This window comes from Streptomyces sp. NPDC001415, assembly GCF_053597395.1.
This window is the reverse complement of sequence record NZ_JBSFIE010000004.1, coordinates 16495-42590: the sequence shown is the minus strand read 5'-3', so window position 1 is coordinate 42590 and position 26096 is coordinate 16495. Positions and strand designations below refer to the sequence as shown.

Below are 26096 nucleotides of genomic sequence, written 5' to 3'. Positions count from 1 at the left end.
CCGTGAGCCGTCCGGTACGGCCCCTCCGTACGTGCCGAGGCAGAGCTGGGGCAAGATCGACATACGGCTTGGACACAGCTCTGAGCAGGCACCCGACCGCCAGGAGATCGCTGCAATGTCATTCCGCGCCATCCGTGTGACCAAGGACGAACAGGGCCACCGGGTCGAGACCGTCACACTGGAGGAGAGTGAGCTCCACGAGGGCGATGTGACCGTCGCCGTGGACTACTCGACCGTCAACTACAAGGACGGCCTCGCGCTCGCCGACAAGGGCATCGTGCGCACCTCTCCGCTGGTGCCCGGCATCGACTTCGCGGGCACCGTCGAGTCGTCCACCCACCCCTCGTTCGCGCCCGGCGACAAGGTGGTGCTCAACGGCTACGGCGTCGGCGAGCGGCACGACGGCGGCTTCGCGCAGAAGGCCCGGGTCAGCGGTGACTGGCTGGTCCCGCTGCCGGAGCGGCTCACGACCCGGCAGGCTGCCGCGATCGGCACCGCCGGATACACCGCGATGCTCAGCGTGCTCGCCCTTGAGGACGCGGGCCTCACCCCGGCGAGCGGCGACGTGCTCGTCACCGGCGCCGCCGGCGGCGTCGGCTCGGTCGCCGTGGCCCTCCTCGCCAGGCTCGGGTACCGGGTGCTCGCCTCCACCGGGCGGCCCGCCGAGGCCGACTACCTGCGCGAGCTCGGCGCAGCCGAGATCATCGACCGCGCCGAACTCTCCGAGCCCGGGCGCCCGCTCGGCAAGGAGCGCTGGGCCGGGGCGGTCGACTCGGTGGGCAGCCACACCCTGGTCAACGTCCTCGCGGGCACCCGCTACGGCGGCACCGTTACCAGCTGCGGCCTCGCCCAAGGCCACGACCTGCCCGGCACCGTCATGCCGTTCATCCTGCGCGGGGTGACCCTGGCCGGCATCGACTCCGTACAGGCGCCGATGGAGCGCCGGATCAGGGCGTACGAGCGGCTGGCGCGCGACCTTGACCTGGCCAAACTGGAGAAGATGACCACGGTCGTCGGCCTCGACGAGGTGCCCTCCGTCGCGGAGCGCATCCTCGCCGGCCAAGTGCGCGGCCGCACCGTCGTGGACGTCAACGCCTGACCGGCGTCGCGGGGGCGGCCGGTCCCGGCCGCCCGCCCTCGATCAGGGTCGCGAAACCGTCGAGCAGCGGGCCGAGCCCGAATTCGAAGAGGTCGTCGTAACGCAGCTCGTACCCGTCCGCCAGTGCCGCCGTGACCCGACTGAAGACCGGGTATCTCCCGGACGCGACAAGGGAGTTGAGGGCTGCGGCCTGCTGCTCCATCCACCCTTCCTCGCTCACCCCGGTGACGGCCGCGGCCTGCGCCTCCTGCTCCAGGCCGGCCGCGAGCCCCTGCACGTAGCCGTACAGGAGCACATGCACGTCCAGCATGGTCACCGGGTCGAGCCCGTGGCCGTCGAGCGCGGACAGCGCCCACTCGGCATGCGTCATGAGGTTCGGCAGCAGCAACGGGCGGGTGAGCGGGGCGAGTTGAGCGAGCCACGGATGCTTGCGGAACAGTGCCCAGAGCGTCCGGCCGCCGAGTTCGAGCCGGGCCCGCCAGCCGTCCGGCGGCACCGCGGGATAGCCCGCCTCGCCGAACGCCGCGTCGGCCATCAGGAGCACCAGGTCGTCCTTGCTGCCGACATACCGGTACGGCGACATCGCGGCGACCCCGAGCCGGGCGGCCACCCCGCGCATGGACAGCGCGGCCAGGCCCTCGGTGTCCGCGATGTCCATGGAGGCCCGCACGATCCGCTCGCGCGTCAGCTCGTGCTCGGGCTGCGAACGCGCCTTTACCGGCGGCGTCGGGGCGCGATCGCTCACCACGGTGCCGACCCGGGGGAGCGTCTCCACGAACCCTTCGAGGCGAAGGGTGGTGAGCACCTTGGTGGCCGTCGCGAGCGCGACGCCCCACTCCTTGACGATGCCCCGCGTCGAGGGCACCCGGTCACCCGGCGCGAGCTCGCCGCTCGTGATGCGCCGCCGGATCTCGGTGGCGATCTGGCCCGTTCGACCCCGACACCAGGGACCCAGAAGTGCTGAAGGGGGAGATCGCCGAGCGGATGGGCGCGCTGCGCTGGGAGACACCGCGCCTCCTGAAGGCGCTGTGGGCGGCGCCCGACTTCTACTGCGACGCGATGGCCCAGATCCGGCTCGACCGCTGGTCGCGCGGGCGGACCGTGCTGCTCGGGGACGCCGGGTACTGCGCCTCGCCGCTCTCGGGACAGGGCACCAGCCTCGCGCTGGTCGGCGCGTACGTGCTCGCGGACGCGCTCGGCCGCACGGGCGGTGAGCACCGTGCGGCCTTCGCGGAGTACGAGGCGCGCCTGCGGCCCTTCGTGGAGCTCAACCAGGCGCTGGCTACGGAGAACCCGGGCGGTCCGGCCGCCGAGGAATCCGTGGCGCGCGCCAAGAACGCGATCACGCTGGACGTCTGAGGCGCGTGCCCGCAGAGCCGTGGCCGAACCCCGGCCGGATCAGATGAGGCACAGGCTCTCAGGCGGTGATCCGCACGGCCGGCTCGGGGGTCGGCAGGTCGGTAGGCAGGTTCGCGGGCACCGTCACGGGCAGGTCCGCGGGGGTGGCGCCGGTCAGCATGAGCACGCCGCGGGCCGCGACGCCCGCCGACGCGGCGGCGACCAGCCAGCCCAGCGGCCCGCCGTGGAAGCTCTCGCCGAGCAGTGCGACACCGATCACCGCGGCCGCCGCCGGGTTGGCGAGGTTCACCACGGCCAGCGGAGCGGCGAGGCCACCGCGGTAGGCCGCCTGCGAGAGCAGCAGCCCGCCGACCGCGAACGTCGCGACCAGCACCGCGAGCAGGGCGGTCTGCCACCAGTTCAACGGGCCCCCGGGTAGCTCGCGGGCCAGCGAGGCGGTGACCGTCTGGGTCAGCGCGGACGCCACACCCGAGGCGATGCCGGACGCGGTGGCATGGCCGAGGCCGCCGCCGCGTGCGGAGTGCGCCCCGGCCCGTACGAGGAAGGCGAGCAGCAGCGCGGTGGCCGCGGCGATGGCGAGCGCCTCGCGCAGACTCAGCGCGTCGCCGGGGCTCGCGGGGCCGGTCACCGCGATCAGACCGGTGAGCCCGGCCAGCGTCCAGGCCGCCCCGCGCCACTCGCGCCGGGTGACGCGGCGCCGCTCGTAGTACGCGGAGAGCGGCAGCGCGGCGACCAGGGTGAGCGCTCCGAGTGGCTGGACCAGGGTGAGCGGGCCGTAGTGGAGCGCCGCCACGTGCATGAGGGCACCGGCCGCGTTGAGGCCGACCGCCCACCACCACAGCGGCCGGGCGAGCAACTGGCCGAGGCCGCCGCCACCTTGAGCGGCGAGCCGGGACTGGCCGACGGCGGCCAGCGCGTAGCCGGCGGCCGAGGCGAGCGAGAGAAGGATGGCGAGCAGCGCGGACTCGTTCATCGCACGGCCTCGGAGAGCTGGGGCGCGGGGGTGCGCGGGGATACGGGTGTCTCGTGGGACACAGGCGTGGGCTGGGTCGCGAGCGCGGGCTGCGGAGCGGGTGTGTCCGAGGCCCCGGACGCCTGCTGGACCGCCTTGGGTGCCGCAGGCAACCTTGTGAGCCGCTTCGGCGCCGGTACGAAGTAGAGCACCGCCCCCAGCAGCGCGGTCGCCACGATCGCGTCCAGCCAGTAGTGGTTCGCGGTGCCCACGACCACGAGCAGGGTGAGCAGCGGGTGCAGCAGCCACAGCCACCGCCAGCGGCTCCGGGTCGCCACGATCAGCCCGATCGCGACCATCAGTGCCCAGCCGAAGTGCAGCGAGGGCATCGCCGCGAACTGGTTCGCCATGGCGTCGTTGTCCGGCGTCGCGGCGTACACGGAGGGCCCGTAGACCTGTGCGGTGTCGACGAGTCCGGCCGTGGTGAGCATGCGCGGCGGAGCCAGCGGGACCGTGATGTGCAGCACGAGCGCGGCGGCGGTGAGGCCGGCGAGCACCCGGCGCGACCACAGGTAGTGGCCCGGGCGGCGCAGGTACAGGTAGACCAGGAAGGCCACCGTGGCCGGGAAGTGCACCGTCGCGTAGAAGGTGTTGGCGGCCTTGACGAGGGTGTCGCCGTGCAGCAGCAGATGCTGGACCGAGCCCTCGCCGGGCAGGTGCAGCGCGCGCTCCCAGCTCCACACGCGGTCGGCGTTGTCGAAGGCGCTCGCCTCGTGTCCGTTCGCCAGCTGACGGCCGAACTTGTAGACGAGGAAGAGCGCGGTCACGAGCAGCAGCTCGCGTACCAGGGGCGGCCGGGAAGCGGTCGTCTCCGGTCCGGCGGGACGGGTCTGGCGACGCGTCCCCGTGGTTATACCGGCAAACATTCTCCGGCCCCTTTGAACCTGGATCGATAGGTGGAAAAAAGACAAGCAAACGTAGGAAGGCTAGATCGAAACCGATCGAGACGCAAACGTCTCGATACGTTTGCGTCTCGATTGAGCGGAGCCTACTCTCGTACGTGCAGGAGCACCCCTTGTTTTTCTCCGGAGGGAACGATGTCGACGCAGGCCGCCACGGCCGCTGCCCGCCGCAGCAAGATCAGCCCCGAGCGTGAGCTGGAGCTGTACGACGCGGTGCTCGACCTGCTGAGAGAGGGCGGCTACGACTCCGTGACGATGGAGGGCGTCGCCGCGCGCACCAAGTGCGGCAAGGCCACCCTGTACCGGCAGTGGAAGAGCAAGTCGCTGCTCGTCACGGCCGCGCTGGCCAGGAAGCGCTGCTCGTTCTTCACCGGCATCGACACCGGCACCCTCGTCGGGGACCTGCGTGAGGCGGCCCGCGTGGTCAGCCATCGTGAGGGCCCCGACACCGCGCTGATGGAGGCCGTCGGCCAGGCCTACATCAAGCACCCCGACCTGCGCGAAGCTCTGCGCGAGACCGTTCTGAACCCCGAGATCGCCGCCCTCGACGCGATGCTCCGGCGCGGGGTCGAGCGCGGCGAGGTGGCGGCGGACAATCCGGCGATCGGCTACGTCGCCCCCATGATCATGGGCATGCTGCGCGTCGAGCGCCTCTTCGAGGACCGCTTCCACGCCGAGGACGCGCTGCCCGGACTGCTTGAATCGGTCATCTTCCCGGCGCTGCGGATCGGCTGACCGCCTCCAACTGGCCTACAGCGGCGCTGAGTTGGGCCGGTGGCATCGCCGCCGGCCCTGCTCCCCGCTCAGACCGCGAGCACCGTCACCCCGGCCTCGCTGAACGCGGCGACCATCTCCTCGGAGACCGCCGTGTCCGTCACCAGCGTGCCCACCTGGGACGTCGCGCAGATCCGGGCGAACGTCCGCTTGCCCAGCTTCGTGGAGTCCGCGGCCACGACGACCCGCTCGGCCCGCTCGCACAGCAGCCGGTTGATGCCGGCCTCGTCCTCGTCGTGCGCCGAGGCCCCGTGCGTCACGTCGAAGGCGCCGACGCCGAGCACCGCCACGTCCATCGTGATCTGGTTCAGCACCCCGCCCGCGAGCGGCCCCGTCAGCTCGTACGACTGCGGGCGCGCCACCCCGCCCGTCACCACGATCTTGAACTGGGGCCGCACCGCGAGCTCGTTCGCGATGTTGAGCGCGTTCGTGACAATCGTCAACGCCGGTGATCCGGTGGCCAGTTCGGGCCGCACGGCCAGCGCGCGGGCGACCTCCGTCGTCGTGGTGCCGCCGGTCAGGCCGACCGCCTCGCCCGGGGCGACCAGATCCGCCACCGCCTTCGCGATGCGCTGCTTCTCCGAGGCCTGGCGCGCCGTCTTGTAGCGCAGGGGCAGCTCGTAGGAGACGCCGTGGACGAGCGCGCCGCCCCGGGTGCGCACCAGCATCTGCTGCTCTGCGAGCTGGTCGAAGTCGCGGCGGATCGTCGCGGCCGAGACCCCGAGGGCCGCAGCCGCCTCGTCGACGTCCAGGCGGCCCTGTTCCACGAGCAGTTCGAGGAGTGCCTGCCAGCGGGCATCGCGAGACATCCGCGCCCTCCGTTCTTCGTACCGGTAACCGTCCGTAATGACCTTAGCGCACGGCTAGATGCTTGATCGTGCTCGAAATCGAGCTATATTTTGCAGAAACAAGCACGTGTGCGTCGGATTCAGAGAGTGATCAGACCCAGAGGGTGGGAGCCCGGCATGAGCCATGTCGCAAGCGAACTGAGCAGTCAGCCCGAATGCTGGAAGCGGGCGGCCGAACTGGCCCTCCAGTACAAGGACGCCCTGCCGGCCCCCGGCGAACGCGTCGCCGTCGTCGGCTGCGGCACCTCCTTCTTCATGGCGCAGGCCGTCGCCGTGCTCCGCGAGGGCGCGGGCCTCGGCGAGACCGACGCCTTCGCCGCCTCCGAATTCCCCGCCTCGCGCAGCTACGACCGGGTCGTGGCGCTGACCCGGTCCGGTACCACCACCGAGGTGCTCGACCTCCTCGCGACGGTGCGCGGCCGGACCCGTACCACCGCCATCACGGCCGACCCCGCCACGCCGGTCATGCGGGCCGCCGATGACATCGTGGTGCTCGACTTCGCGGACGAGGAATCCGTCGTCCAGACCCGCTTCGCCACCACCGCGTTCACGCTCCTTCGGGCCCACCTCGGACTGCACACCGAGCAGGCAGTCGCCGATGCCCGCACCGCGCTCGCCGAGCCGCTGCCCGAAGGCCTCGTGGAATCAACCCAGTTCAGCTTCCTCGGCCGCGGCTGGACCAACGGGCTCGCCCAGGAAGCCGCCCTCAAGATGCGCGAGGCGTCGCTGTCCTGGACCGAGGCCTATCCGGCGATGGAGTACCGCCACGGCCCCATCAGCATCTCCACCACCACGACCGCCACCTGGATGTTCGGCGAAGCCCCCGAAGGCCTGGCCGAGCAGGTGTCCGCCACCGGCGCGCTGTGGATCGAGGGCCGCCTCGACCCGCTGGCCGAACTCGTCCGCGCCCAGCGCCTCGCCGTCGCCGTCGCGGCCGCCCGCGGACTCGACCCGGACCGGCCGCGCCACCTCACCCGCTCGGTCATCCTCGACGGCTCCTGAGCGGCCGAACGCGTGACACCGACGTACATGACGACACCCATACGCGTGGCACCGGCCCGCATGCCATCGACAGGTGTGCCATCGGCATACGTAACACCGACATACGTGACACCGAACCACGCGACACAGGTGAAGGGGAAGCACTGATGCCACTCGCCCGGACCGGCACACTCGTCACCGAGGCCGCCGCCAAACGCCGCGCCGTCGCGGCCTTCAACATCATCACGCTGGAACACGCCGAGGCCGTCATCGCGGGCGCCGAGGCGGCCAAGTCGCCGGTCGTCCTCCAAGTCAGCGAGAACGTGGTCAAGTTCCGCTACGGCCGGGTCCTGCCGCTCGCCCGCGCCGCCGCCGCGGCCGCCGAAGCCGCCGCCGTACCGGTCGCGCTCCACCTCGACCACGTCAAGCAGGACGAACTCCTGCGCCAGGCCGCCGACGCCGGATTCAGCTCCGCCATGTACGACGCGGCCCACCTGCCGTACGAGGAGAACCTGGCCGCGACGAGGGCCGCCGCTGATTGGGCACACACCCAAGGGCTGTGGATCGAGGCCGAGTTGGGGGAAGTGGGCGGCAAGGACGGCAAGGCTCCGCTGGACGCCCACGCGCCCGGCGCACGCACCGACCCCGACGAGGCGCGCCAGTTCGTCGCCGAGTCCGGCGTCGACGCGCTCGCCGTCGCCATCGGCAGCGTCCACGCCATGACCTCGCGCACCGCCGAACTGGACCACGCCCTGCTGGCCAGGCTCGACGACGCACTGCGGGTGCCGCTGGTCCTGCACGGCTCGTCCGGCGTCCCGGACGACGCGCTGTCGGCCGCGGTGGCCGGCGGCATCGCCAAGGTCAACATCGGCACCGCGCTGAACATCGCCATGACCGACGCGATCCGCGCCTACCTCGCCGCTCACCCCGAAGCGGTGGACGCCCGCACCTATCTGACGGTCGGCCGCCAGGCGATGGCGGCGACCGTCACCCGGCTCATCGGGGTACTCGACCGGACCGCCTGAGGCGTACGCGGCCGCCGCCGGGCCTCCACCGAGCCCCGGCGGCGAAAGCGCCACGTTCCGCCCGTACGGCGCTCTTCCGATGTGGCCGGACGTCATAGACGATGGGCCTGTGGACAGGCATGAGCACGCTCGGCTCGACGCGCTGCAGCGCGACCCCTATCCGCACTATGCGCGGGCCCGGCAGGCCGAGGGCCTGACCTTCGTGCCGGAGCTGGACGCCTGGCTGGTGGCCCGGGACGCGGACGTACGCGAAGTCCTGCGCCGCCCCGAGGCGTTCTCCTCCGCCAACGCCCTGCGCCCCGACGTCCTTCCCGGGCCCACGGTGCTCGCCGAGATGGGCCGGGGATTCGGCGGCCGCCCCGTGGTGGTCAGTTCCGACGGAGCCCTCCACCAGCGGCTGCGCGCCCCGATCGTGCACGGCCTCTCGCCCTCGCGCGTCGCCGCGGTCGTGCCGTACGCGGTGGAGCGCGCCACCGCCCTGATCGACGGCTTCGCGGACCGCGGCTCTGCCGACCTCATGGCGGAGTTCGCGCTCAAACTGCCCGGCCTGGTGATCGGACGCCTGATGGGCCTCGACGAGGCGGACGTCCCGCTCGCCGTGCACGGCGGCTACCGCGCCGAGCAACTGCTGTTCCGGCCCATGTCGGAGAAGGACCAGCTCGCGGCGGCTCGCGACGTCGTCGAGATGCAGCACCTCCTCGACACCTACGTACGGGACCGGCACGCCCGCCCCCAGGACGACCTGTGCACGTCGCTGATCGGAGCGCTCGCGCCGGGCGGCGAGTCACCCGCCACCGAGCTCACGCTCGACGAACGCCACGAGATGGTCGCCCATCTGCAGAACTTCCTGCTCGCCGGGCACCTCACCACCAGCGCGCTGATCGGCTCGACGCTGCTGCACCTGATGCACCACCCCACGCAGTGGGAACTGCTCCGCGAGAAGCCCGAGTTGATCCCGGCCGCCGTCGAGGAAGCCGCCCGCTACGACAGTCCGATACAGGGCTTCCGCCGCATCACGACCCGCCCGGTCGTCCTGTCCGGCACCGAACTCCCCGTCGGTGCCGTGGTGTTCGTGGCGTACGGATCCGCCAACCGCGACCCGAGCCGCCACGAACGCCCCGACGTCTTCGACATCACGCGCCCGCCCGCCCGCCACCTCGCCTTCGGATACGGCGTACACGGCTGTCCCGGCTCAGCCCTGGCCCGCGAACAGCTCCGGGTCACCCTGGAGCTGCTGACCACGCGGCTGCCCGGGTTGCGCCTGGCCGAGGAGAGACCCGTCGTCATGCGCCCGACGATGATCCACCGCTCACCGGAGGAGCTTCCGCTGGTGTGGTGAGAGTCGTATCAACCAAGCTTGAAATTACGGGAGTTGTCGGATGTCTGCGGGCCTGTTTCCGGGTCACATGCCCCGATTTGGCCGGAATCTCCACTGATCGTGGTCCTACCGAGAACCACTCGTACGGCATATCCTCCGACCATGCGAGTCGCCCTCTTCGTCACCTGCGTCAATGACGCGGTGTACCCGGCCACCGGCATCGCGACGGTGAAGCTGCTCGAACGGCTCGGGGTCGAGGTCGACTTCCCGGCCGGGCAGACGTGCTGCGGGCAGCCGCAGTTCAACACCGGCTACCGGCACGAGACCGAGCCCCTGGTGCGCCGGATGGGCCGGGTCTTCGAGGGCTACGACCACATCGTCACCCCCTCCGGCTCCTGCGCGGCCATGGTCCGCGACAACTACCCGCGCATCGGCCGCAAGGCGGCCACCGAAGGGCGGGGCACGGAGCTGGGCGAGGTCGCCGAATCGCTGGTGCCGCGCATGTACGAGCTGACCGAATTCCTCATCGACGTGCTGGGCGTGACCGACGTCGGCGCGTACTTCCCGCACACCGTCACCTACCACCCCTCCTGCCACGGCCTGCGCATGCTCGGCCTCGGCGACCGGCCGCGCAGGCTGCTCGACGCGGTCAAGGGCCTGGAGCTGCGAGAACTCCCCGGCGCCGAGGAATGCTGCGGCTTCGGCGGCACCTTCGCCGTCAAGAACCCGGACGTCTCGGCGGCGATGGGCACCGACAAGGTGCGCAACGCGGCCGCCACCGGAGCCGAGGTGCTGTGCGGCGCCGACAACTCCTGCCTGATGCACATCGGCGGCATCCTCCACCGCCAGGACGCCCCCATGCGGGCACTCCACATCGCCGAGATCCTCCTCAGCACGGAAGCGGAGCCCCACGCATGAGCGGCACCTTCATCGGCATGCCTGCGTTTCCTCCGCCCATCCCCCCTGCGTTCCCCCGGGCGGCCCACGACGCCGTGCGCGACACCACCCTGCGCGGCAATCTGCGCCACGCCACCCACACCATCCGCGACAAGCGGGCCAAAGCGGTCGCCGAACTCGCCGACTGGCAGCAACTGCGCGAGGCGGGCAAGCGCATCAAGGACCACACGCTGCGCCATCTCGACCGCCATCTGGTGCAGTTGGAGGAGTCGGTCACCGCGGCCGGAGGCGTCGTCCACTGGGCCGCCGACGCGGACGAGGCGAACCGGATCGTCGCCGACCTCGTCAAAGCCACCGGCGAGACAGAGGTCGTCAAGGTCAAATCCATGGCCACCCAGGAGATCGGCCTCAACGAGGCGCTCGCCGCCGAAGGCATCCACGCCTACGAGACCGACCTCGCCGAACTCATCGTCCAGCTCGGCGACGACCGCCCCTCGCACATCCTCGTCCCGGCCATCCACCGGAACCGGGGCGAGATCCGCGACATCTTCCTCGAAAAGATGGGCAGTTGGGGCAGGCCCGCACCGGACGGTCTCACCGACACGCCCGCCGATCTCGCCGAGGCGGCCCGGCTGCACCTGCGCGAGAAGTTCCTGCGGGCCAAGGTGGGGATCTCGGGCGCCAACTTCATGGTCGCCGAAACGGGCACCCTCGTCGTGTTCGAGTCCGAGGGCAACGGCCGCATGTGCCTCACCCTCCCCGAGACCCTGATCTCGGTGGTCGGCATCGAGAAGGTGATCCCCACCTGGCAGGACCTGGAGGTTTTCCTGCAGACCCTGCCGCGCTCCTCCACGGCCGAGCGGATGAACCCGTACACGAGCATGTGGACCGGCACCGCCGACGGCGACGGCCCGCGGAACTTCCACCTCGTCCTGCTCGACAACGGCCGCACCGACGCGCTGGCCGACGACATCGGCCGCCAGGCCCTGCGCTGCATCCGCTGCTCGGCCTGCCTCAACGTGTGCCCGGTGTACGAACGCGCCGGCGGCCACGCCTACGGCTCGGTCTACCCGGGGCCCATCGGCGCCATCCTCACCCCCCAACTCCGGGGCACGACAAGCGAGATCGACGCCTCGCTGCCGTACGCCTCCTCGCTGTGCGGCGCCTGCTACGAGGTCTGCCCGGTCGCCATCGACATCCCGGAGGTCCTGGTCCACCTCCGCGAGAAGGTCGCCGACCAGGGCGGCCACGGGCACCGGCTGGAGAAGGCGGCCATGAAGGCGGCCAGTTGGGCCATGGACCGTCCCGCCGTCATGGCGGCGGGGGAGCGGGCGGCGGCGAGGACCCGCGCGCTGCATCCGAAACGGCCGCCCGGCGCGACGGCATGGACCGACAGCCGCGACCTGCCGGAACTCCCCGAAGCACCCTTCCGTGACTGGTGGAAGAAGAACCGCACATGAGCTCACGCGACCGCATCCTGGCCCGCGTCCGGGCCGCCGTGGCCGACGCCCCGGCGACTCCCGCCGTCACCCGCGACTACCTGACGAGCCACACCCCGGACGACCCGGCGGCCGTACTCGACCTGCTGCACGAGAACCTCGCCGACTACCGCGCCCTCGTGCACCGCACGGACCCGGCCGGAGCCGGGCCCCTGATCGCCGAGTTGCTCACCGCGCGAGGCTCAAGGAGTGTGCTGGTACCGGAAGGGCTGCCGCCCCAATGGACGGAACATGCCGCCTGCGTACGTGTCGACGACGCCCCGGACTCCACGGCGGCCGAACTCGACGCCGTCGACAGCGTGGTCACAGGCTGCGCCCTCGCCATCGCCGAGACCGGCACGATCGTCCTGGACGCGGGACCGGGCCAGGGGCGGCGCCGCATCACCCTCGTACCCGACCACCACATCTGCGTCGTCCGGGTCCCCGACCAGGTCGTCGCCTCTGTCCCGCAGGCCATGACCCGGCTCGACCCGCGCCGCCCGCTGACCTGGATCTCGGGCCCGTCCGCCACCAGTGACATCGAACTCGACCGGGTGGAGGGCGTGCACGGCCCCCGCGCCCTCGAAGTGGTGCTGCTCAGCCGGTGATCCGGGGAGCCTCGGCCGCCGCGTCCACCGGACCGGGCAGCCGGCCCGCCAATTCCCGCGCCCACATGGCGAGCCCGTCCAAGTCGATCCCGTACGTCGGTACGCCATCACGTGCCGCGTACTGGGCGAGCGAACCCGTGCCCCGCTCCAGAAGCGAGGCGCCGCCCTTCGCGTTGCCGCGCGCGGCATGCGTCAGACCCACCGCGAGCTGCGCCAACCCCCGCCACAGCGGCTCCTCCTGGGCCGGGCCCGACTTCCACGCGTCCTCGAACACCTCGTGCGCATGGAACGGCATCCCCGCGTCGAGGAGGCGCTGCGCCTCCCGGACCGTCTCCTCGGGCGACCTCGTCACGCCCTCCGGCTGCCGAGCCACCCCGTCGGCGCCATAGGGCAGCGGCCGCCCGAGCCCGTCCCTGGGCCGGGCGTTGCGCGCCCGCCCCTCGGGGTCACGATCGCGGTGTGCGGAACTCTCCATGTGCCCATTGTCCCTCGTTCCTGCCGCGGTCCCAGAGTGCGGTATGGTTCTCATGCACGAACGGCCGGGGGGAAACCCCAGGTCAGACGGGCACCGGGACGTGGCGCAGCTTGGTAGCGCACTTGACTGGGGGTCAAGGGGTCGCAGGTTCAAATCCTGTCGTCCCGACTCGAAAGAGTCGTAGATCAGGGGCCGTTTCAGAGCAATCTGAAACGGCCCCTTGGTCGTTTTCCGGGGGTTGTTGTCGGGGCCTCGGGGAGCTCGACCTGTGCGACGCGCTCCGCTGCCGCTCGATCAAGTGGGCGGGGCGTCATGGAATGTGGCTCTATGGGTAGGGAGAGCCCGTTCGTGTGGTTGGCGCGGCCTGAGTGGGAAGGTGCACGGGATGGTGCTGCTGGCGGCCGGGGCGCTGGAGCCGAGCGGGCAGGGCTGGCTCCAGGCGGGCGAGTTCGGCCTGGCGTTCCTGCTCTCCGCGGCCATCGGCCTGGAGCGGGAGATCCGCCAGAAGGCCGCGGGGCTGCGGACGTACACCACGGTCGGTGTCGGCGCGGCGCTGTTCACGCTGGTCAGCAAGTACGGATTCGCCGATGTCCTGCACGCCGGGACCATCGAGCTCGACCCGTCCCGCGTGACGGCGCAGATCGTGTCGGGGGTCGGCTTCATCGGCGCCGGGGTGATCTTCGTGCACCGGGGGTCCGTCCAGGGCCTCACCACGGCGGCGACGATCTGGCTGACGGCGGCCGTGGGCGCCGCCGCGGCCGCCGGCCTTCCGCTGCTCTCGATCCTGGCGACCGCCGCGTACTTCGTCGCCGCGTACGTGGTCCGCCCGATAGTCCACCGGCTGCCCGCCATGCGGTCGGTGGCCTCGGCCTTCCGGATCGCGTACGAGCAGCGGCCAGGGCTTCTGCAGGAGCTCATGGAGCAGTGCGAGCGCGCCGGGTTCACCGTCGCGGGACTCCAGATGCTGAGGTCCGGCGGCACGGGGGACACGGCGGAGGTGCTGATCTCGGCGGTCGGCCGCGCCGACCCGGCCGTCCTCTCCGCCCGGTTCGCCGATGTCGCCGGAGTGGTGGCATGCACGCGCGGCGGCAACGAGGACGAGTGAACGGCGGCCCCGCGTCAGGCCGGACGAGCCGTGTCGACGGATGTTGTCTTCCTCGGCTTACGGGTCGCGAGGAAGCCGAGCACCACGGCGAACGTGATGGCGACGATGTGTTCGCGGCCCGCCAGGTTCGGCTTCTCGAAGGATCTGATCACGGTCGGGGTGACCGCGAAGAAGAACAGCACGGGCGCCCGCTTCACCGTGGCGATATGGGCGAAGAGGCCCACCACAGCGGCGGACGCCCCGGTGTCGATGACCTGAGCCGCCTCGGGCGGCAGGCCCCACCACCCGGGCCCCACGGCGATCATGATGCGGGCGCTGACCGTGCCCGCGAGCGAGACGGCGTACGCCACCATCAGGGTCCGCCAGTGCCCCAGAACCAGCTGGGCCAGCGCGAACCCGAGGAACAGCACGGGGATGCCCGGCAGGGCGGGCATGTCGCGGGCCGGGACGAACAGCGAGAGCGGCGTGCGCAGCAGCGCGAGCAGGAGCGGGATGTCGCCCCGGACGTGTGAGGTGAGCCGCACCAGTACCGCACCGGTGCGGTACTGGTCCACCGCGTGCAGCGAGAGCACGGCGGCGGAGGCCAGGATCGCGATGAGGATGCCCGACAGGCCGCGCCGCACGAGCTCGCGCACGGGCTCGGCGACGATGGCGCGGAATTCGCGGAGCAGGTTCCGTCCGACGAAACGTACGAAGCTCTTGAGGCTGCGTTCGGCTGCGCCGAGCGGTCGCAGCGCGGGGGCGGCGACGGCTCGCCGAACGTCGGCGAAGGCCGGTTCCGGCCCAGCAGTCCGCACCGCGGTTTCCGTGTCCCCGCGCACCATCAACCCCCAGACCCACTCCGGCCAGGGACTCCCCACCGACCTCCGGTCGATCTTGCCATGGGACGCAGGCCGGTCAGGGACCGCCCCCTGACCCATTCGACCAGGTGTGCGGCGCCTTGTCGCGGGCGTATATACGCGGTAATACCGCCGTAAACCTCATGAACTTGACTCAAATCGATAATCAGGCCACTCGATGGGGTGAAAGGCGTATTAGGCATAACCCATCCAGTCTCTACGGCGTTGATGGCGGTGCGGACGAGTGGTCCGCGACAACCTCCGGAAGGCAGGAAACCAATGAGACGGGTCGCCATGAAAGGCCTGGTCACGATGGTGGCCACGGGCGGTGTGCTGGCCGTGACCGGCTACGCCTACGCGGACTCCAACGCCGGCGGCAGCGCCGACTCCTCCCCGGGCGTGCTGGCGGGCAACACCGTGCAGCTTCCGGTGAACGTCCCGGTCAACGTGTGCGGAAACACCGTTGACGTGCTCGGACTGCTCAACCCCAGCGCGGGCAACACCTGCGCCAACGCCTCGGGCACCCACCACGGCGCCGACCGGGGCTCCGCGCACTCCGGCAACACCGGCGGAGCCTCCGCGTCGGGGCGAGGAAAGGATTCGCCCGGAGTGCTCTCGGGCAACGGTCTCCAGCTCCCTGTTGATCTCCCCGTCAACGTCTCCGGGAACTCGGTCAGCGTCGTCGGCGCGCTGAACCCCGCCGTCGGCAACACCTCGGTGAACCACTCCACGCCGGTCCGGCACCGCCCGCCCGCGCACCTGCGGCCCACCCCGGCTCCAGCCGCCCCCGCGACCCGCGCGCTCCCCGCGACGCAGGGGTCCGCCCTGGCCCACACCGGCGCCGACGGCGTCGGCTTCGCGATCCCCGCGTCGGCCGCCCTGCTCCTGAGCGGCGGGATCCTCTATCGGCGCTTCCGCGGTGCCACGCGATAGAGCACAGGAAGAGCACGAAGAACAGGAAGAACGGGAATCAGCCGTGGCCCCGGTGTCGCTGCCGGGGTCACGGCCATGCGAGGGCACGGATCGGGCACGGGCTCTCAGGAGTGCGGGGGCGGGCAGTCGACCTGGATGTCCGGAGTGCCGTAGGTGTCGCTCGTGGAGAACAGGCCGCTGCCGTACTCGTAGTAGAGGTACGAGGAGAAGCCCAGGCTGCGCCCGCACGCGGAGTCCGGCCCGATGCGGTACGTCAGGGTCACCGTGCGGCTCGCCCCGGGTGCCAGCGGGACCCCGTAGTTGAGGCCAAGCCTGGCGGCGTCCTTGCAGTCGGCGCCCGCCGCCTCGCACGAGACAAGGGCGTACTTGAGGCCCGGCTGGCTGCTGGTGTCCCAGGTCGGCTGGATCGACTGATAGACGAACCGGATCTCGGTCGACTGGGTGTTGGTGAGCGTCATCGTCAGGTCCACAGTGGAGCCGGGGGTGACCGCGTCCCTGTCGGTGCTGAACGTCAGGTCGGCCGTGTCGGCGTTCGCCGGTGTGTCCACGCTGAACAACAGGGCGCCGACGCATGTAAGGACCGCGGCGAGGCCGAGACCTACGAGGCGTGTGGTGTTCATGGCCTCGCAGACTAGAAGCCGCCGGGCCCGCCGTCGCCCACATCCTCGGCGTAAGGCTCGAAACGGCCCTGTACGGCGGGCCGTCCGGGCGGGTTGTGGGCGAGCAGGTTCTCGCAGTACAGCGCCGGGATCCTGGCGGCCCCTGTCGGGCCGTGTGCCGATGTGCCGGACCCGGCGGCGTGCGGCGAAAAGGCGTGCCCCGCACTCGCGCGCAATCGGCCCGAAAACCTTGGCCCCGTACGGCAGTTGATGGGCAGGACCGGGAACTGGCGTGACGCTGCCGTGCGTTGGGCAGTCAAGCGGGAAACCGGCTTTGCGACAAGCCGGCAACGCGACCGCATTGGGGGCGGATGACGTCATGGAGACGGTCTGGCGATTCTCGGACGACCGAGGGCAGGTGTCGGCGGCGGCAGCACCTCCGTCCCGCGTGGTGGCCTACATTCAGGCCGGCGCCACGCTTGAGGACCTGGGGATACGCCCGGTCGCGGTGTTCGGGTCCCTCCACGACGGCGCGGAACCCGACCCGGCCAAATCCGGCGCGCTGCCACTGGACGAGGTCGGCTACCTGGGCGCGGGAGCGGGCCTCGACATGGAGGCCCTGCTCGCCCCGGGGCCGGACCTCGTCGTCGCCGTCAGCTACGGCGGTGGCCAGGTGTACGGGCTCGACCCCGAGACGGCCAAGCACCTGGAGGAGCAGGTGCCGATGATCGTCCTGGACGTGGGGCAGGCGTGCACACCGGCGCGCATACGGGGCCGATTCGCCGATCTGGCACGGTCGTTGGGCGCTCCGGAAGAGGATGCCGCCGCGCTCGCCGCCGCCGAGGGCCGGCTGCGTGCGGTCGCCGCGCGGACACCCCGGCCCCGCGTCCTCGCGCTGTCCCCCGCGAGCCCGGAGGGGGTCCATCTGGCGCGCCCGCAGGCCTGGCCCGAGCTGCGGGCCCTCGCGGAGCACGGCGTGGATCTCATCGCGCCGGGGGAGGGAGCGGGCGGCAACTGGTTCACGACCGGGTGGCCGACGGCGGCCGAACTACGCCCCGACATAGCCCTCGTGGACGTCCGGTCGAACGCGGCCCCGCTCGACGAGCTGCGGTCCGACGCGGCGTGGCGCACCCTGGAGGGCAGGTCCCGCGTCCTCGCCTGGAACCCCGAAGCCCCGTGCAGCGCCCGCGCCCACGCGGCCTTCCTCGGGCAGGTCGCGGACGCGCTGGAGAAGGGTGTGAAGGTGCCGGGCGAGGGCTGAGCAGATTCTGCAGTTTGATCACGCCTCGCTCAGAAACGCGTCGGATCGGTCAACAGCGGTGTGTGTACTGGGCAGGTTCATCGCTTACGCAGTCAGGAGAGACAGAGGATGACCACCGTGCCCACCCGTGTGCCGCTCGACCCGTTCGGGGCGGACATAGCCGCCGAGAGCGCCCGTCTGCGCGCACTCGGGCCGATCGTCCCGATCAGCCTGCCCGGCGGCATCCCCGCCTGGGCGCCCACCGGCTACGACACGCTCAAGACGCTGATCCTCGACCCCCGGGTCAGCAAGGACCCGCGTCGGCACTGGGCGCTGTTTCCGGAGCTGGACCAACACCCCGAATGGGCCTGGATCCTGGGCTGGGTCGGCGTGATCAACATGCTGTCCAGCTACGGGCCCGACCACACCCGGCTGCGCAAGCTCGTGGCCCCCAGCTTCACGGCGCGGCGTACCGAAGCGATGCGCGGCCGGGTCGAGGCGATCACCGCCGAACTCCTCGACGGCCTCGGCGAAGCCGCCGCGTCCGGCGGTCCCGTCGACCTGAGGTCGGGCTACGCCCACCCGCTGCCGATGCGCTTCATCTGCGAACTCTTCGGCGTACCGGACCACTTGACCGCGGCCACCGGCGCGCTGGTCGCCGCCATCATGGACACCTCCGACCCGAGCCCGCAGCACGGCGCTTTCGTGCAGGAGCAGATCGCCACCGTCCTGCCCGCCCTCGTCGCCTACAAGACCGAGCGGCCCGGCGACGACATGACGACCGAACTCATCAAGGTGCGCAACGAGGACGGCGACCGGCTCAGCGCCGAGGAGCTCGTCCACACGCTGCTCCTGGTCATCGGCGCCGGCTTCGAAACCACCGTCAACCTGATCGGCAACGCCGTCGTCGCGCTCCTGGACGACCCCGAGCAGCTCGCGGCCGTCCGCTCAGGCGCGATCAGTTGGGACGCCGTCGTCGACGAGACCCTCCGCGTCCACCCCTCGATCGCCAATCTCCCGCTGCGATTCGCGATCAGCGACATCACGGTCGACGGCGTCACCGTACCGGCGGGCGACGCGATCATCACCACGTACGCGGCCGCCGGTCTCGACCCGGCGCACTACGGCCCCGAAGCGGACTCCTACGACGCCGCCCGCGGCGCCGACGACCACCTTGCCTTCGGGATCGGCGTCCACCGCTGTATCGGCGCCCCGCTCGCCCGGATGGAAGCCCTCACCGCGCTTCCGGCGCTCTTCGACCGCTTCCCCGGCATCGAACTCGCCGTCAAAGCAGAGGAGTTGAAGCAGGTCCCGTCCTTCATCGCCTTCGGCTGGCAGGAGATACCGGTGCGCCTCGGGCAGTAGCTCAGCGCACCGCGACGGGAGACGAGGCGCCCTCCACGGCCAGCCGGGGGGTGCCGTTGCCGTCGGCCGGTACGGTCCACACGTCACTCGCGCGGCCTGCCCGACCGGGCAGCGCATAGGCGACCGTACGGTCGTCGAGCCAGGCCGCCTGGTCGTCGACGCTGTGCCGCTCGGCCAGGGGGTGCTCGCGCATCGTGGCGAGGTCGAGGACGTACAGCCGCCATGGTGCGGCGGGGTCGTCCGAGATCTTCTTCTTGAAGGCGATGCGGGTGTTGTCGGGGGATAGCGAGGGGCATTCGGCGTTCTCCCGCAGGGACTTGGCCGACCAGGCCGCCATGTTCCCCTCCACGAGATACGTGCGTCCCTTCGTCGAGACCGTCGCGTAGAACCGGTTGTCGTCACGCGCGAACGTCACGCCCCAGTAGTTGACGTCGGGTGCGTGATAGCGGGCACCGCCGAGGGTGAGCGGGATCTCCTCCATCGACTTGATGAGATAGCCGGTGCGCAGGTCCAGGATCGAGGTGCGGGTGGAGAAGGCGGTGGTGGCGTACGAGTCGCCGACCGCGAACACGGTCCACGAGAGCATCCGTCCCGAGGCGGAGACCCGGGCCCGGTTGGGGATGCCGGGCACGGCGATCCGGCGTACCTCGCGCAGCCGCCGGTCGAGGACGACGGCGTACGCGCGCGGAGGCACTCCGGGCTCGCGCCGCAGGCACACCGCGGTGTCCCCGACGGCGTAGAACCGTTCGCACTCGGGACCGCCGCCGGTGCGGGAGCCGTTTGGCGCGCCGAGTGGGCGGCGGGCGATGCGTCCGGTGGCCGTGTCCCGGAAGTAGAGGCCCGGCCCTTCGAGGGTGAACGAGCCGTCGGCGGCGGCCTGTTGGGGGTCTCGGTGCGCCGAGTGCAGCACATAGCCGAGCGAGCCGGTGGCGAGCAGCAGGACGGCGACGACCACGACGGCGAGTTTCGTACGGGGGCTCATACAGGGGCTCATGCGGTGGGCCTTTCCGGGGCGAGGGTCGGGGTGCCCGGCAGCAGCGCCCAGCCGGCCGCGAGGGACACCAGCAGCGCGGCGGCCGCGGCCCACAGCGCGGGGCGCGGCCCCCACACCGTCCAGGCGGCGCCGAACCCCGCCGTGCCGAGAAGCCGGGCCAGCGCCTGGGCGGTCTGGAGCAGGGCGAGACCCCCGGCCCGGCCGCCGTCCGGCAGTGCCGGGGCGGCCAGTGCCATGAGGACGCCGTCGGTGGCCGCGTAGAAGGCCCCGAGGAGGATCAGCACGGGCAGCACGAGAACCAGCACCGGTCCGTCTGCCGGCGTGAGCAGCAGGGTGTACACGCCGAGCAGCGCGACATGGCCGCAAAGGAACGGCAGCCGACGCCCGACACGGTCCGCGATGCGGCCCGCCGGGATCGCGAGCAGCAGATACGCCGCCGCGGATCCGAGAGGAAGCAGCGGGAACCAGCCGACCGGGATGTCGAGCCCGCGCTGCAGCAGCAGATAGACGAAGGAGTCCCCGACGGTCCCAGCAGCGAGCAGGGCGGCGGCGTACAGGATCCGACGGAAGGCCGCACCGCGAAGGGCCTCAAATGGGTTGGTGCGGCGGGGAGTTGAAGCCTTCGTCGGTGCGGCCTCGCCCGGTACGTACAGGACGAGCAGGAGGACGCCGAGCAGGCCTGTGCAGAAGCTGACGACGAACACCGCGTCGTAGGCGTCCGCCGTCGCCCACAGCAGGGCGAACGCGACGAGCGGGCCGAGCAGCGCGCCCGTGGTGTCCATCGCGCGGTGCACGCCGAAGGCCCGGCCGAGCAGGTGCGGCGGGCTGCTCAGGGCGATGAGCGCGTCGCGGGGTGCGGTGCGGATGCCCTTGCCCACGCGGTCCACGGCGAGCGCCGCCGCGAGCGGGCCTGTGGTGCCGCCCGCGAGGAGCAGGCCGAGGCGGGAGCACGCGGACAGGGCGTAGCCGAGCCCGGCGACGCGTTTGTGGCGCCCGCCGCGGTCGGCGACGTGCCCGCCGAGCAGGCGTACGACGGCCGACGCACCGTTGAACAGGCCGTCCAGGAAGCCGAATTGGAGGGGTGAGAGGCCGAGGCCGACCACGAGGTAGAGGGGCAGGACCGCCGTGACCATCTCGGAGGAGACGTCGGTGACGAGGCTGACCGTGCCGAGCGCGAGGACGGTGGCGGGGACGCGCCGCCCGGGCCCGCCTGTGGCGGACGGGGGCGGCGCGTCCCGGCGACCGGTGGTCGCCAGGTACATCAGTGGCAGGTGTAGTTCGGTGCGGAGTCCTTGATCTGGCCGTCGGTGCCGACGTAACTCCAGGTGTAGCCCGAGTCGTTGAGGTCGAGCTTCAGCACGCCGTACTGGCCGCTGATCCGCTTCTGGCTGTTGGGCTGGCCCTGTTCGATCGGGTACGGCTCGGCGCCGCCCATGCCGCCGACGATCTCCACCATGCCGTCGGCGGTCGCCTTTCCGTCCGGGTTCTGCGGGGCGAACCGCTCGTAGTGGTGGTCGTGGCCATTGAGGACGAGGTCGGCCTTGGCGGCGTACAGGATCTTCCAGACCGGTTTGCTGACCGGGTCGTTGCCGTGCCCGCCGGACGAGTACAGCGGGTGGTGCCAGTAGGCGGCGATGCAGCCCTTGCTGTTGCGGGCGAGGTCCGACTTGAGCCAGTCGATCTGGGCCGCCTGGTCGAACGAGTTGGAGTCCAGGGCGATGAAATGCCAGTTGCCCTCGTCGTAGCTGTAGTAGCTCTTGCCCTGCGGGTAGGCGATGGCGCCGAAGTACGCCCGGTAGCCGGACAGCGTGCCCGCCGGGTCGTACGTCTCGTGGTTGCCGGGCACGGGGTGCGTCTTCGCCTTGAAGGCGCCCCACGTCTTGTCGTAGTAGGCGCGGAAGTCGGCGATGCGGGCGTCGTCGTACTGGTTGTCGCCCATCGTCAGATAGAACCGCGGGTCGATCCTCTGGGCCAGGGCCGCGGTCTTGGGGTGCGCGCAGGCGCTGTCGGCCGCGGTGCACTGGGCGGCGATGTCACCGGCGGCGACCACGGTGAAGGCGCCGGTCGGCGGTGTTGTGCCGCCGAGACTCCCGTACACCTCGAAGTCGTACAGCGAGTAGCCGTAGGAGGTGCCGCGCGTCGTGGCGTACACCCGGACGTAGCGGCCCTCGCCGGACAGACCGGTCCAGTCGTCGCGACCGCCGTTGCCGGCGTTCTCGGCGGCGAGGCGGGTCCAGGCGGCGCCGTCGGCGGATATCTCGACGCGGTACGCCTTGGCGTACGCGGCTTCCCAGGTGAGGGCGACGTGGGTGACGTCGGCGGTGGCGCCGAGGTCGACCTGGATCCACTGCGGGTCCTTGCCCTCGGCGCTGGCCCAGCGGGTGGTGGCCGAGCCGTCGACAGCGTTCTGCGGGCGGAGGGAAGGGCTCTCGGAGGAGGAGGCGGTGGCGGGTTTGTCGCGGGAGATGAGGGGGTCGGCGGCGGCCCCGGCCCGGTCGGGCCAGGTGAGCAGCAGGCCGGCGACGAGCAGGAGGACGGCGGCGAGCGCGAGGCCCGCGGTGGGGCGGTGAGGTGGCGAGAAGGGTGAAGCGGAGGCGTTCAGGCGCATACCTGGACTCCCTGCCTTGGGGGCGGCGAGAGCTGGACACCGGAGCTCGCGGCGCCGCGCCCCCGCCCGCGCGGAGGGGCAGGGGGCAGCGTCACGACGGCCGGATCAGAGCTCTCGCTGAGCGCGTCATGCCCACGGGGGAGTTCGGGCACCGCGCCAAGCCGCCGCGGGAAGCGTATAGGACAGGAAGGTTTCCTACCAGTCCTTCAACTGGCTTACGGGCCAGGGGAGATGGGGGCAGGGGTGGCCGCCTGCGGGCTGGGCCCGGCTGGGCGTGCTTGCGGGAGGGCGCTCACCGGTGCGCGCCGCTGGACCGTGCGGGCCCGACGTGCCGCCGGGCCGGGCCGGTCCCGACGGTGCGGGCTCCCTGAGATACCTCCGCGCTGCGCCACGTTCTCTGTGACAGTTCGCAACTCGATTACCTAGATTGGCCGTTGACGCAGCGCCGTACCTCAGGAGACAACACCCGTGACCGAGAACCCCGCACCCTCGTCGACGCCCGACCACGTGCGCGACCGCATCAACACCGCGCAGCCGCACACCGCCCGGATCTGGAACTACTGGCTCGGCGGCAAGGACAATTACCCCGTCGACCGGGAGGTCGGCGACCAGATCAGATCGCTCCACCCGGGCATCGGCGACTACGCGCTCGCCGACCGGCTGTTCCTCGGGCGGGCCGTGCGCCATCTGGTGGCCGACCGGGGGGTGCGCCAGTTCCTCGACATCGGCACCGGACTGCCCACCGCCGACAACACCCACGAGGTGGCCCAGCGGATCGCGCCCGACGCCCGGATCGTCTACGTCGACAACGACCCGCTGGTCCTCGCGCACGCCCGCGCCCTGCTGACCAGCACCCCCGAAGGGCGCACCGACTACCTCGACGCCGACCTGCGCGACACCGCCACCATCCTGGAACACGCGGCGAAGACCCTCGACCTGAGCAAGCCGGTCGCCCTCATGCTGCTCGGCGTCGTCATCTTCATCCCCGACGAGGCCGAGGCACGCGGGCTCGTACGCGACCTGATGAAGGAACTCGCCCCGGGCAGCTACCTCGTGCTCTCGCACACCATCACCAGCCCGGCCATGCCCGATGTCGACGCCGCGGTGGCGTTCTGGAACGAGCACGGCACGCCGAAGCTGACGCAGCGCACCCCGGAGCAAGTGGCCCGGTTCTTCGACGGACTCGACCTGCTCGAACCCGGCGTGGTGTCGTGCTCGCGCTGGCGCCCGAAGGCGGGCGACACACTCCCCGACGAGGTGGCGATGTACGGCGGCGTCGGCCACAAGCGCTGACGCGGCGATCCGCGATCGCCGCGTTCACGGGCGGGGCCTCCCCTGCGCAGAGGCCCCGCCCGTGTGCAGGCTGCCGACGAGTGCGAACAGTTCGGCCTCGTTGCCCGCGAGCCCGGCCCGCGCCAGCGCGTCGTCCGTCTCAGCGATGACACCTTCGAGCGCGAGCAGGCCCGGCGGGCGGTCCGAAGGTGAGTCGAGGGCGGCGCGCACGGTACTCAACAGGCGCAGATAGGCCTGGGCGGCGGAGCGTTCATGGGACGTCATCACAACGGTGGCGGTCATCGGCAGCCTTTCCTCGGAGTACGGGCTCACCAATCACGATGCCGTACGCCACTGACAATCGACCGTCACGGCCCGCTGACGCGCGGCCGATCGGCGCTCAACCCGCCAGCCGCAGCGCCGTGTCCGAGACGCCGATGCTCACCGACTGGCCCCACGTCAGGTCCAGCGCATCGCTCTCCATGCCGTCCCCGAACGCGACCAGGCGGTCGGACTCCACGGTGATCCGGAGCCGCTCGGACCGGGACAACTCCCCGTCCACGAGCGAGGTGCCGGTGACGGGCGATGGCCAGGCCTCGCGCACGAACCACACGAGGCGGGCATCCGCGCGGGCCGGCAGCGCCGGAGCGTTCGCACGCTGCTGCCACAGCGAGCGCAACCAGCCGGTGGCCCCGGTGCCCGTGCCGACCAGAACACCGGAGGATGCCTGCGCCTCGGTGGTGGCGGCCGGGTCGTCGGGGCCGATGCGGTAGCGCGCGCTCTGGTGGCCCGGCGCGCCGAGGTAGATCTCGTTGAGCGCGAGCAGGCGCTGACGGTCGTCGGTGAGCGCCTCCACCATGGTGAGTTCCTCCACCGCGCAACCGCGCGAGGCTGCCGCGGGCAGCAGTGCCGCCGCGGCGGACGAGCGGTGGCGCACCAGAACCCCCGGATTGCGCCCCGGCTCGGGATCGATGCCGATCACGGGCTGTCCTGACAGGTACTTGGCGGTGTTGGCGACCAGACCGTCCTGACCGACCACCACGATCACGTCCTCCGGGGCGAACAGGAAGCGGTCGAGGTCGGCGCGCTCGACCCGGGCCTGGCGCCACTGCGACGGAATCGCGGCCGCCACCTCGCCCAGCGCCCGCAGCGTCCGATGGTGCCGTTCGGTGACCTCGCGGATGCTGCGGCCCCGCGAGGAGAGGAAGAAGTCGGCCTGCCCGTGGGTGCCGTGCCGGGCCAGCAACTCCTCGTACTCCGAGGTCCGATGGACAAGGACCGCCCGCGGCGCCAGGCTCACGGCCGCTCGCCCCGGCCGAACCGGTCGAGCAGCGTGGTGAGCATGTCGGGCGAGAGGGTGAGGCTGTCGATCCGGGGGAGGTTCTCGGCCAGCCGGGTCGCGGCCAGGGCATGCAGCGTGGCCGTGTCCGCCTCGCCGTGCGCCTGGAGCCAGGCCGCCTGCGCCCCGGCCTTCGCCTCGCCCGAGGTGCGGGCCGCCTCGGCCTCGGCCCGGGCGAGCCGCACCGTGCGGGCGGCCTCCGCCTCGGTGCGTACCGCGTCCGCCGCCGCTGCCTCCTCCGCCTCGCGCCGGGTGTTGGTGCCGCGCTGCTCCACCAACTGCTCCTCGCGGCGGGCCAGTTCGATGCGGCTGGCGAGCTCGTTCTCGGCGATGGCCCGCTCCCGCTCGACCGCCACCGCCCGCCGCTCGTACGTCGCCCGGTCCGCCTCCTGCTGGATCCGCTCGCGCGCCGGGGTACGCAGCGCGCGCTCCACCTCGGGCTCGGGGCGGATCGCGACGACCCGCACCGCCACGACCTCGATGCCGGTCGCGGGCAGCCGGGGTTCCGCCGCGAGCCCGGCCGTGATCCGCTCCCGTACGGCCGCGACACCGTCGGCCAGGGCGGCCGCGAGCTCGGTGCGCGCGAGCACGTCGAGGGCGTGCTGCTGAGCCGTCTCGGTCAGCAGGGTCGACAACTGCTCCAGGGGGTCGCCGCGCCAGATCCCGGTGTCCGGATCGATCGAGAAGTCGAGCCGGTCGGCGGCGCTGCCCGGCTCGCTGATCCGGTACGTCACGGTCGCCTGCACCGTGACGTCCTGGAAGTCGGCGGTACGGGCGTGGAAGGCCATGGCGAGTTCCCGGTCGTTGACCGGCACTTCGGACAGGGCGGCGCTGAGCGGCTTGAACCAGAAGCTCAGGCCGGTCCCCTCGTGGGAGGGGCGGCCGTTCTTGTGGTGCCGGATGTGCGAGGTGGGCGCGGAACGCAGGTGGCGCCAGCCGAAGCGCCGGGAGATGTCGGCCATGCCGGGACCCCTTTCTTTTCGTCAGTTCGACGATAGTGGACTCACCTCGTTATCGTCAAGATGA

Annotated in this window: 28 protein-coding genes and 1 tRNA gene; 15 read left to right on the top strand and 14 right to left on the bottom strand. The window is 71.6% G+C overall.

Going from position 1 to position 26096, the window contains the following annotated elements; translation table 11 throughout:
• The first annotated feature begins 115 nt into the window (after nt 1–115).
• A complete protein-coding gene (gene acuI / locus ACWC2B_RS06340) occupies nt 116–1099 on the top strand; it encodes an acrylyl-CoA reductase (NADPH) (protein WP_450715283.1) in 984 nt (327 codons plus the stop codon).
• On the opposite strand, the gene ACWC2B_RS06335 is transcribed toward acuI, so the two are convergent.
• Complete coding sequence (locus tag ACWC2B_RS06335) at nt 1089–2054, bottom strand: TetR/AcrR family transcriptional regulator C-terminal domain-containing protein (RefSeq protein ID WP_450715564.1); 966 nt, start codon at nt 2052–2054, stop codon at nt 1089–1091. The two genes, acuI and ACWC2B_RS06335, sit on opposite strands and share 11 nt — an antisense overlap.
• A gap of 2 nt (nt 2055–2056) precedes the next feature.
• Between ACWC2B_RS06335 and ACWC2B_RS06330 the strand changes: the two genes are divergently transcribed.
• A complete protein-coding gene (locus ACWC2B_RS06330; protein WP_450715282.1) occupies nt 2057–2458 on the top strand; it encodes an FAD-dependent monooxygenase in 402 nt (133 codons plus the stop codon).
• Nucleotides 2459–2516: 58 nt separating this feature from the next.
• Here the strand turns inward: ACWC2B_RS06330 and ACWC2B_RS06325 are convergent, their stop codons facing one another.
• Both ACWC2B_RS06325 and ACWC2B_RS06320 read right to left on the bottom strand, forming a co-directional pair.
• A complete protein-coding gene (locus tag ACWC2B_RS06325) occupies nt 2517–3431 on the bottom strand; it encodes a DMT family transporter (protein WP_450715281.1) in 915 nt (304 codons plus the stop codon).
• Nucleotides 3428–4336, bottom strand: a complete 909-nt coding sequence (locus tag ACWC2B_RS06320) for a phosphatase PAP2 family protein (RefSeq protein ID WP_450715280.1) — start codon at nt 4334–4336, stop codon at nt 3428–3430. The genes ACWC2B_RS06325 and ACWC2B_RS06320 overlap by 4 nt, the downstream gene beginning before the upstream one ends.
• A gap of 171 nt (nt 4337–4507) precedes the next feature.
• Between ACWC2B_RS06320 and ACWC2B_RS06315 the strand changes: the two genes are divergently transcribed.
• Nucleotides 4508–5107 (top strand): TetR/AcrR family transcriptional regulator, encoded by a 600-nt coding sequence (locus ACWC2B_RS06315; RefSeq protein ID WP_450715279.1) that lies wholly within the window; start codon nt 4508–4510, stop codon nt 5105–5107.
• A gap of 68 nt (nt 5108–5175) precedes the next feature.
• On the opposite strand, the gene ACWC2B_RS06310 is transcribed toward ACWC2B_RS06315, so the two are convergent.
• Nucleotides 5176–5955, bottom strand: a complete 780-nt coding sequence (locus ACWC2B_RS06310; RefSeq protein WP_450715278.1) for a DeoR/GlpR family DNA-binding transcription regulator — start codon at nt 5953–5955, stop codon at nt 5176–5178.
• 156 nt (nt 5956–6111) lie between these two features.
• On the opposite strand from ACWC2B_RS06310, the gene ACWC2B_RS06305 reads away from it, so the two are divergent.
• The 6 genes from ACWC2B_RS06305 to ACWC2B_RS06280 all read left to right on the top strand — a co-directional run bounded on the left by ACWC2B_RS06305 (nt 6112) and on the right by ACWC2B_RS06280 (nt 12301).
• Nucleotides 6112–6996 (top strand): SIS domain-containing protein, encoded by an 885-nt coding sequence (locus ACWC2B_RS06305; RefSeq protein WP_450715277.1) that lies wholly within the window; start codon nt 6112–6114, stop codon nt 6994–6996.
• A 146-nt stretch (nt 6997–7142) separates the two neighbouring features.
• A complete protein-coding gene (locus tag ACWC2B_RS06300; protein WP_450715276.1) occupies nt 7143–8000 on the top strand; it encodes a class II fructose-bisphosphate aldolase in 858 nt (285 codons plus the stop codon).
• 109 nt (nt 8001–8109) lie between these two features.
• Nucleotides 8110–9339: a cytochrome P450 gene (locus tag ACWC2B_RS06295; RefSeq protein ID WP_450715275.1), complete on the top strand. Its 1230-nt coding sequence runs from the start codon at nt 8110–8112 to the stop codon at nt 9337–9339.
• A 141-nt stretch (nt 9340–9480) separates the two neighbouring features.
• A complete protein-coding gene (locus ACWC2B_RS06290) occupies nt 9481–10236 on the top strand; it encodes a (Fe-S)-binding protein (protein WP_450715274.1) in 756 nt (251 codons plus the stop codon).
• A complete protein-coding gene (locus tag ACWC2B_RS06285) occupies nt 10233–11675 on the top strand; it encodes a LutB/LldF family L-lactate oxidation iron-sulfur protein (RefSeq protein WP_450715273.1) in 1443 nt (480 codons plus the stop codon). The genes ACWC2B_RS06290 and ACWC2B_RS06285 overlap by 4 nt, the downstream gene beginning before the upstream one ends.
• Nucleotides 11672–12301 carry a LutC/YkgG family protein gene (locus tag ACWC2B_RS06280; RefSeq protein WP_450715272.1) on the top strand — a complete coding sequence of 210 codons (630 nt, stop codon included), beginning with the start codon at nt 11672–11674 and terminating at the stop codon, nt 12299–12301. The genes ACWC2B_RS06285 and ACWC2B_RS06280 overlap by 4 nt, the downstream gene beginning before the upstream one ends.
• Here the strand turns inward: ACWC2B_RS06280 and ACWC2B_RS06275 are convergent.
• Entirely contained in the window at nt 12291–12776 is a 486-nt protein-coding gene (locus ACWC2B_RS06275; protein WP_450715271.1) for a DUF309 domain-containing protein, read from the bottom strand. The two genes, ACWC2B_RS06280 and ACWC2B_RS06275, sit on opposite strands and share 11 nt — an antisense overlap.
• A gap of 94 nt (nt 12777–12870) precedes the next feature.
• Here ACWC2B_RS06275 and ACWC2B_RS06270 point away from each other — a divergent pair.
• Both ACWC2B_RS06270 and ACWC2B_RS06265 read left to right on the top strand, forming a co-directional pair.
• A tRNA-Pro gene (locus ACWC2B_RS06270) sits at nt 12871–12944 on the top strand.
• 217 nt (nt 12945–13161) lie between these two features.
• Nucleotides 13162–13881, top strand: coding sequence for an MgtC/SapB family protein (locus ACWC2B_RS06265; protein WP_450715270.1), 720 nt, complete (start codon nt 13162–13164; stop codon nt 13879–13881).
• 14 nt (nt 13882–13895) lie between these two features.
• On the opposite strand, the gene ACWC2B_RS06260 is transcribed toward ACWC2B_RS06265, so the two are convergent.
• Nucleotides 13896–14678: a hypothetical protein gene (locus tag ACWC2B_RS06260; RefSeq protein WP_450715269.1), complete on the bottom strand. Its 783-nt coding sequence runs from the start codon at nt 14676–14678 to the stop codon at nt 13896–13898.
• 321 nt (nt 14679–14999) lie between these two features.
• Here ACWC2B_RS06260 and ACWC2B_RS06255 point away from each other — a divergent pair, with 321 nt between their 5' ends.
• Entirely contained in the window at nt 15000–15653 is a 654-nt protein-coding gene (locus ACWC2B_RS06255) for a chaplin (RefSeq protein ID WP_450715268.1), read from the top strand.
• A gap of 104 nt (nt 15654–15757) precedes the next feature.
• Here the strand turns inward: ACWC2B_RS06255 and ACWC2B_RS06250 are convergent, their stop codons facing one another.
• Together ACWC2B_RS06250 and ACWC2B_RS06245 are read right to left on the bottom strand one after the other, a co-directional pair.
• Nucleotides 15758–16273 carry a hypothetical protein gene (locus ACWC2B_RS06250; protein WP_450715267.1) on the bottom strand — a complete coding sequence of 172 codons (516 nt, stop codon included), beginning with the start codon at nt 16271–16273 and terminating at the stop codon, nt 15758–15760.
• 11 nt (nt 16274–16284) lie between these two features.
• The gene (locus ACWC2B_RS06245) at nt 16285–16488 is read right to left on the bottom strand and encodes a hypothetical protein (RefSeq protein WP_450715266.1); all 204 of its coding nucleotides are present in this window, start codon (nt 16486–16488) and stop codon (nt 16285–16287) included.
• Between the two features lie 143 nt (nt 16489–16631).
• Here ACWC2B_RS06245 and ACWC2B_RS06240 point away from each other — a divergent pair, with 143 nt between their 5' ends.
• Both ACWC2B_RS06240 and ACWC2B_RS06235 read left to right on the top strand, forming a co-directional pair.
• Entirely contained in the window at nt 16632–17513 is an 882-nt protein-coding gene (locus ACWC2B_RS06240; RefSeq protein WP_450715265.1) for an ABC transporter substrate-binding protein, read from the top strand.
• A 108-nt stretch (nt 17514–17621) separates the two neighbouring features.
• Nucleotides 17622–18857: a cytochrome P450 family protein gene (locus tag ACWC2B_RS06235; protein WP_450715264.1), complete on the top strand. Its 1236-nt coding sequence runs from the start codon at nt 17622–17624 to the stop codon at nt 18855–18857.
• 1 nt (nt 18858) lies between these two features.
• Here the strand turns inward: ACWC2B_RS06235 and ACWC2B_RS06230 are convergent, their stop codons facing one another.
• Genes ACWC2B_RS06230 through ACWC2B_RS06220 form a run of 3 tightly spaced genes read right to left on the bottom strand, consistent with a single transcriptional unit; the run spans nt 18859 to nt 22459 of the window.
• Nucleotides 18859–19839, bottom strand: coding sequence for a TolB family protein (locus ACWC2B_RS06230; RefSeq protein ID WP_450715263.1), 981 nt, complete (start codon nt 19837–19839; stop codon nt 18859–18861).
• Nucleotides 19840–19847: 8 nt separating this feature from the next.
• Nucleotides 19848–21113 carry an MFS transporter gene (locus ACWC2B_RS06225; protein WP_450715262.1) on the bottom strand — a complete coding sequence of 422 codons (1266 nt, stop codon included), beginning with the start codon at nt 21111–21113 and terminating at the stop codon, nt 19848–19850.
• Nucleotides 21113–22459, bottom strand: a complete 1347-nt coding sequence (locus tag ACWC2B_RS06220) for a discoidin domain-containing protein (protein ID WP_450715261.1) — start codon at nt 22457–22459, stop codon at nt 21113–21115. The genes ACWC2B_RS06225 and ACWC2B_RS06220 overlap by 1 nt, the downstream gene beginning before the upstream one ends.
• A gap of 468 nt (nt 22460–22927) precedes the next feature.
• Here ACWC2B_RS06220 and ACWC2B_RS06215 point away from each other — a divergent pair, with 468 nt between their 5' ends.
• On the top strand, nt 22928–23752 hold the full coding sequence (locus ACWC2B_RS06215; RefSeq protein WP_450715260.1) for an SAM-dependent methyltransferase: 825 nt from the start codon (nt 22928–22930) through the stop codon (nt 23750–23752).
• Nucleotides 23753–23776: 24 nt separating this feature from the next.
• Here ACWC2B_RS06215 and ACWC2B_RS06210 read toward each other — a convergent pair whose 3' ends face one another.
• The 3 genes from ACWC2B_RS06210 to ACWC2B_RS06200 form a co-directional block, all read right to left on the bottom strand.
• Nucleotides 23777–24034, bottom strand: a complete 258-nt coding sequence (locus tag ACWC2B_RS06210) for a hypothetical protein (protein ID WP_450715259.1) — start codon at nt 24032–24034, stop codon at nt 23777–23779.
• Nucleotides 24035–24131: 97 nt separating this feature from the next.
• Entirely contained in the window at nt 24132–25031 is a 900-nt protein-coding gene (locus ACWC2B_RS06205) for a hypothetical protein (protein ID WP_450715258.1), read from the bottom strand.
• The gene (locus tag ACWC2B_RS06200) at nt 25028–26032 is read right to left on the bottom strand and encodes an SPFH domain-containing protein (protein WP_450715257.1); all 1005 of its coding nucleotides are present in this window, start codon (nt 26030–26032) and stop codon (nt 25028–25030) included. Before ACWC2B_RS06200 ends, ACWC2B_RS06205 begins: the two co-directional genes overlap by 4 nt.
• Nucleotides 26033–26096 lie beyond the last annotated feature (64 nt).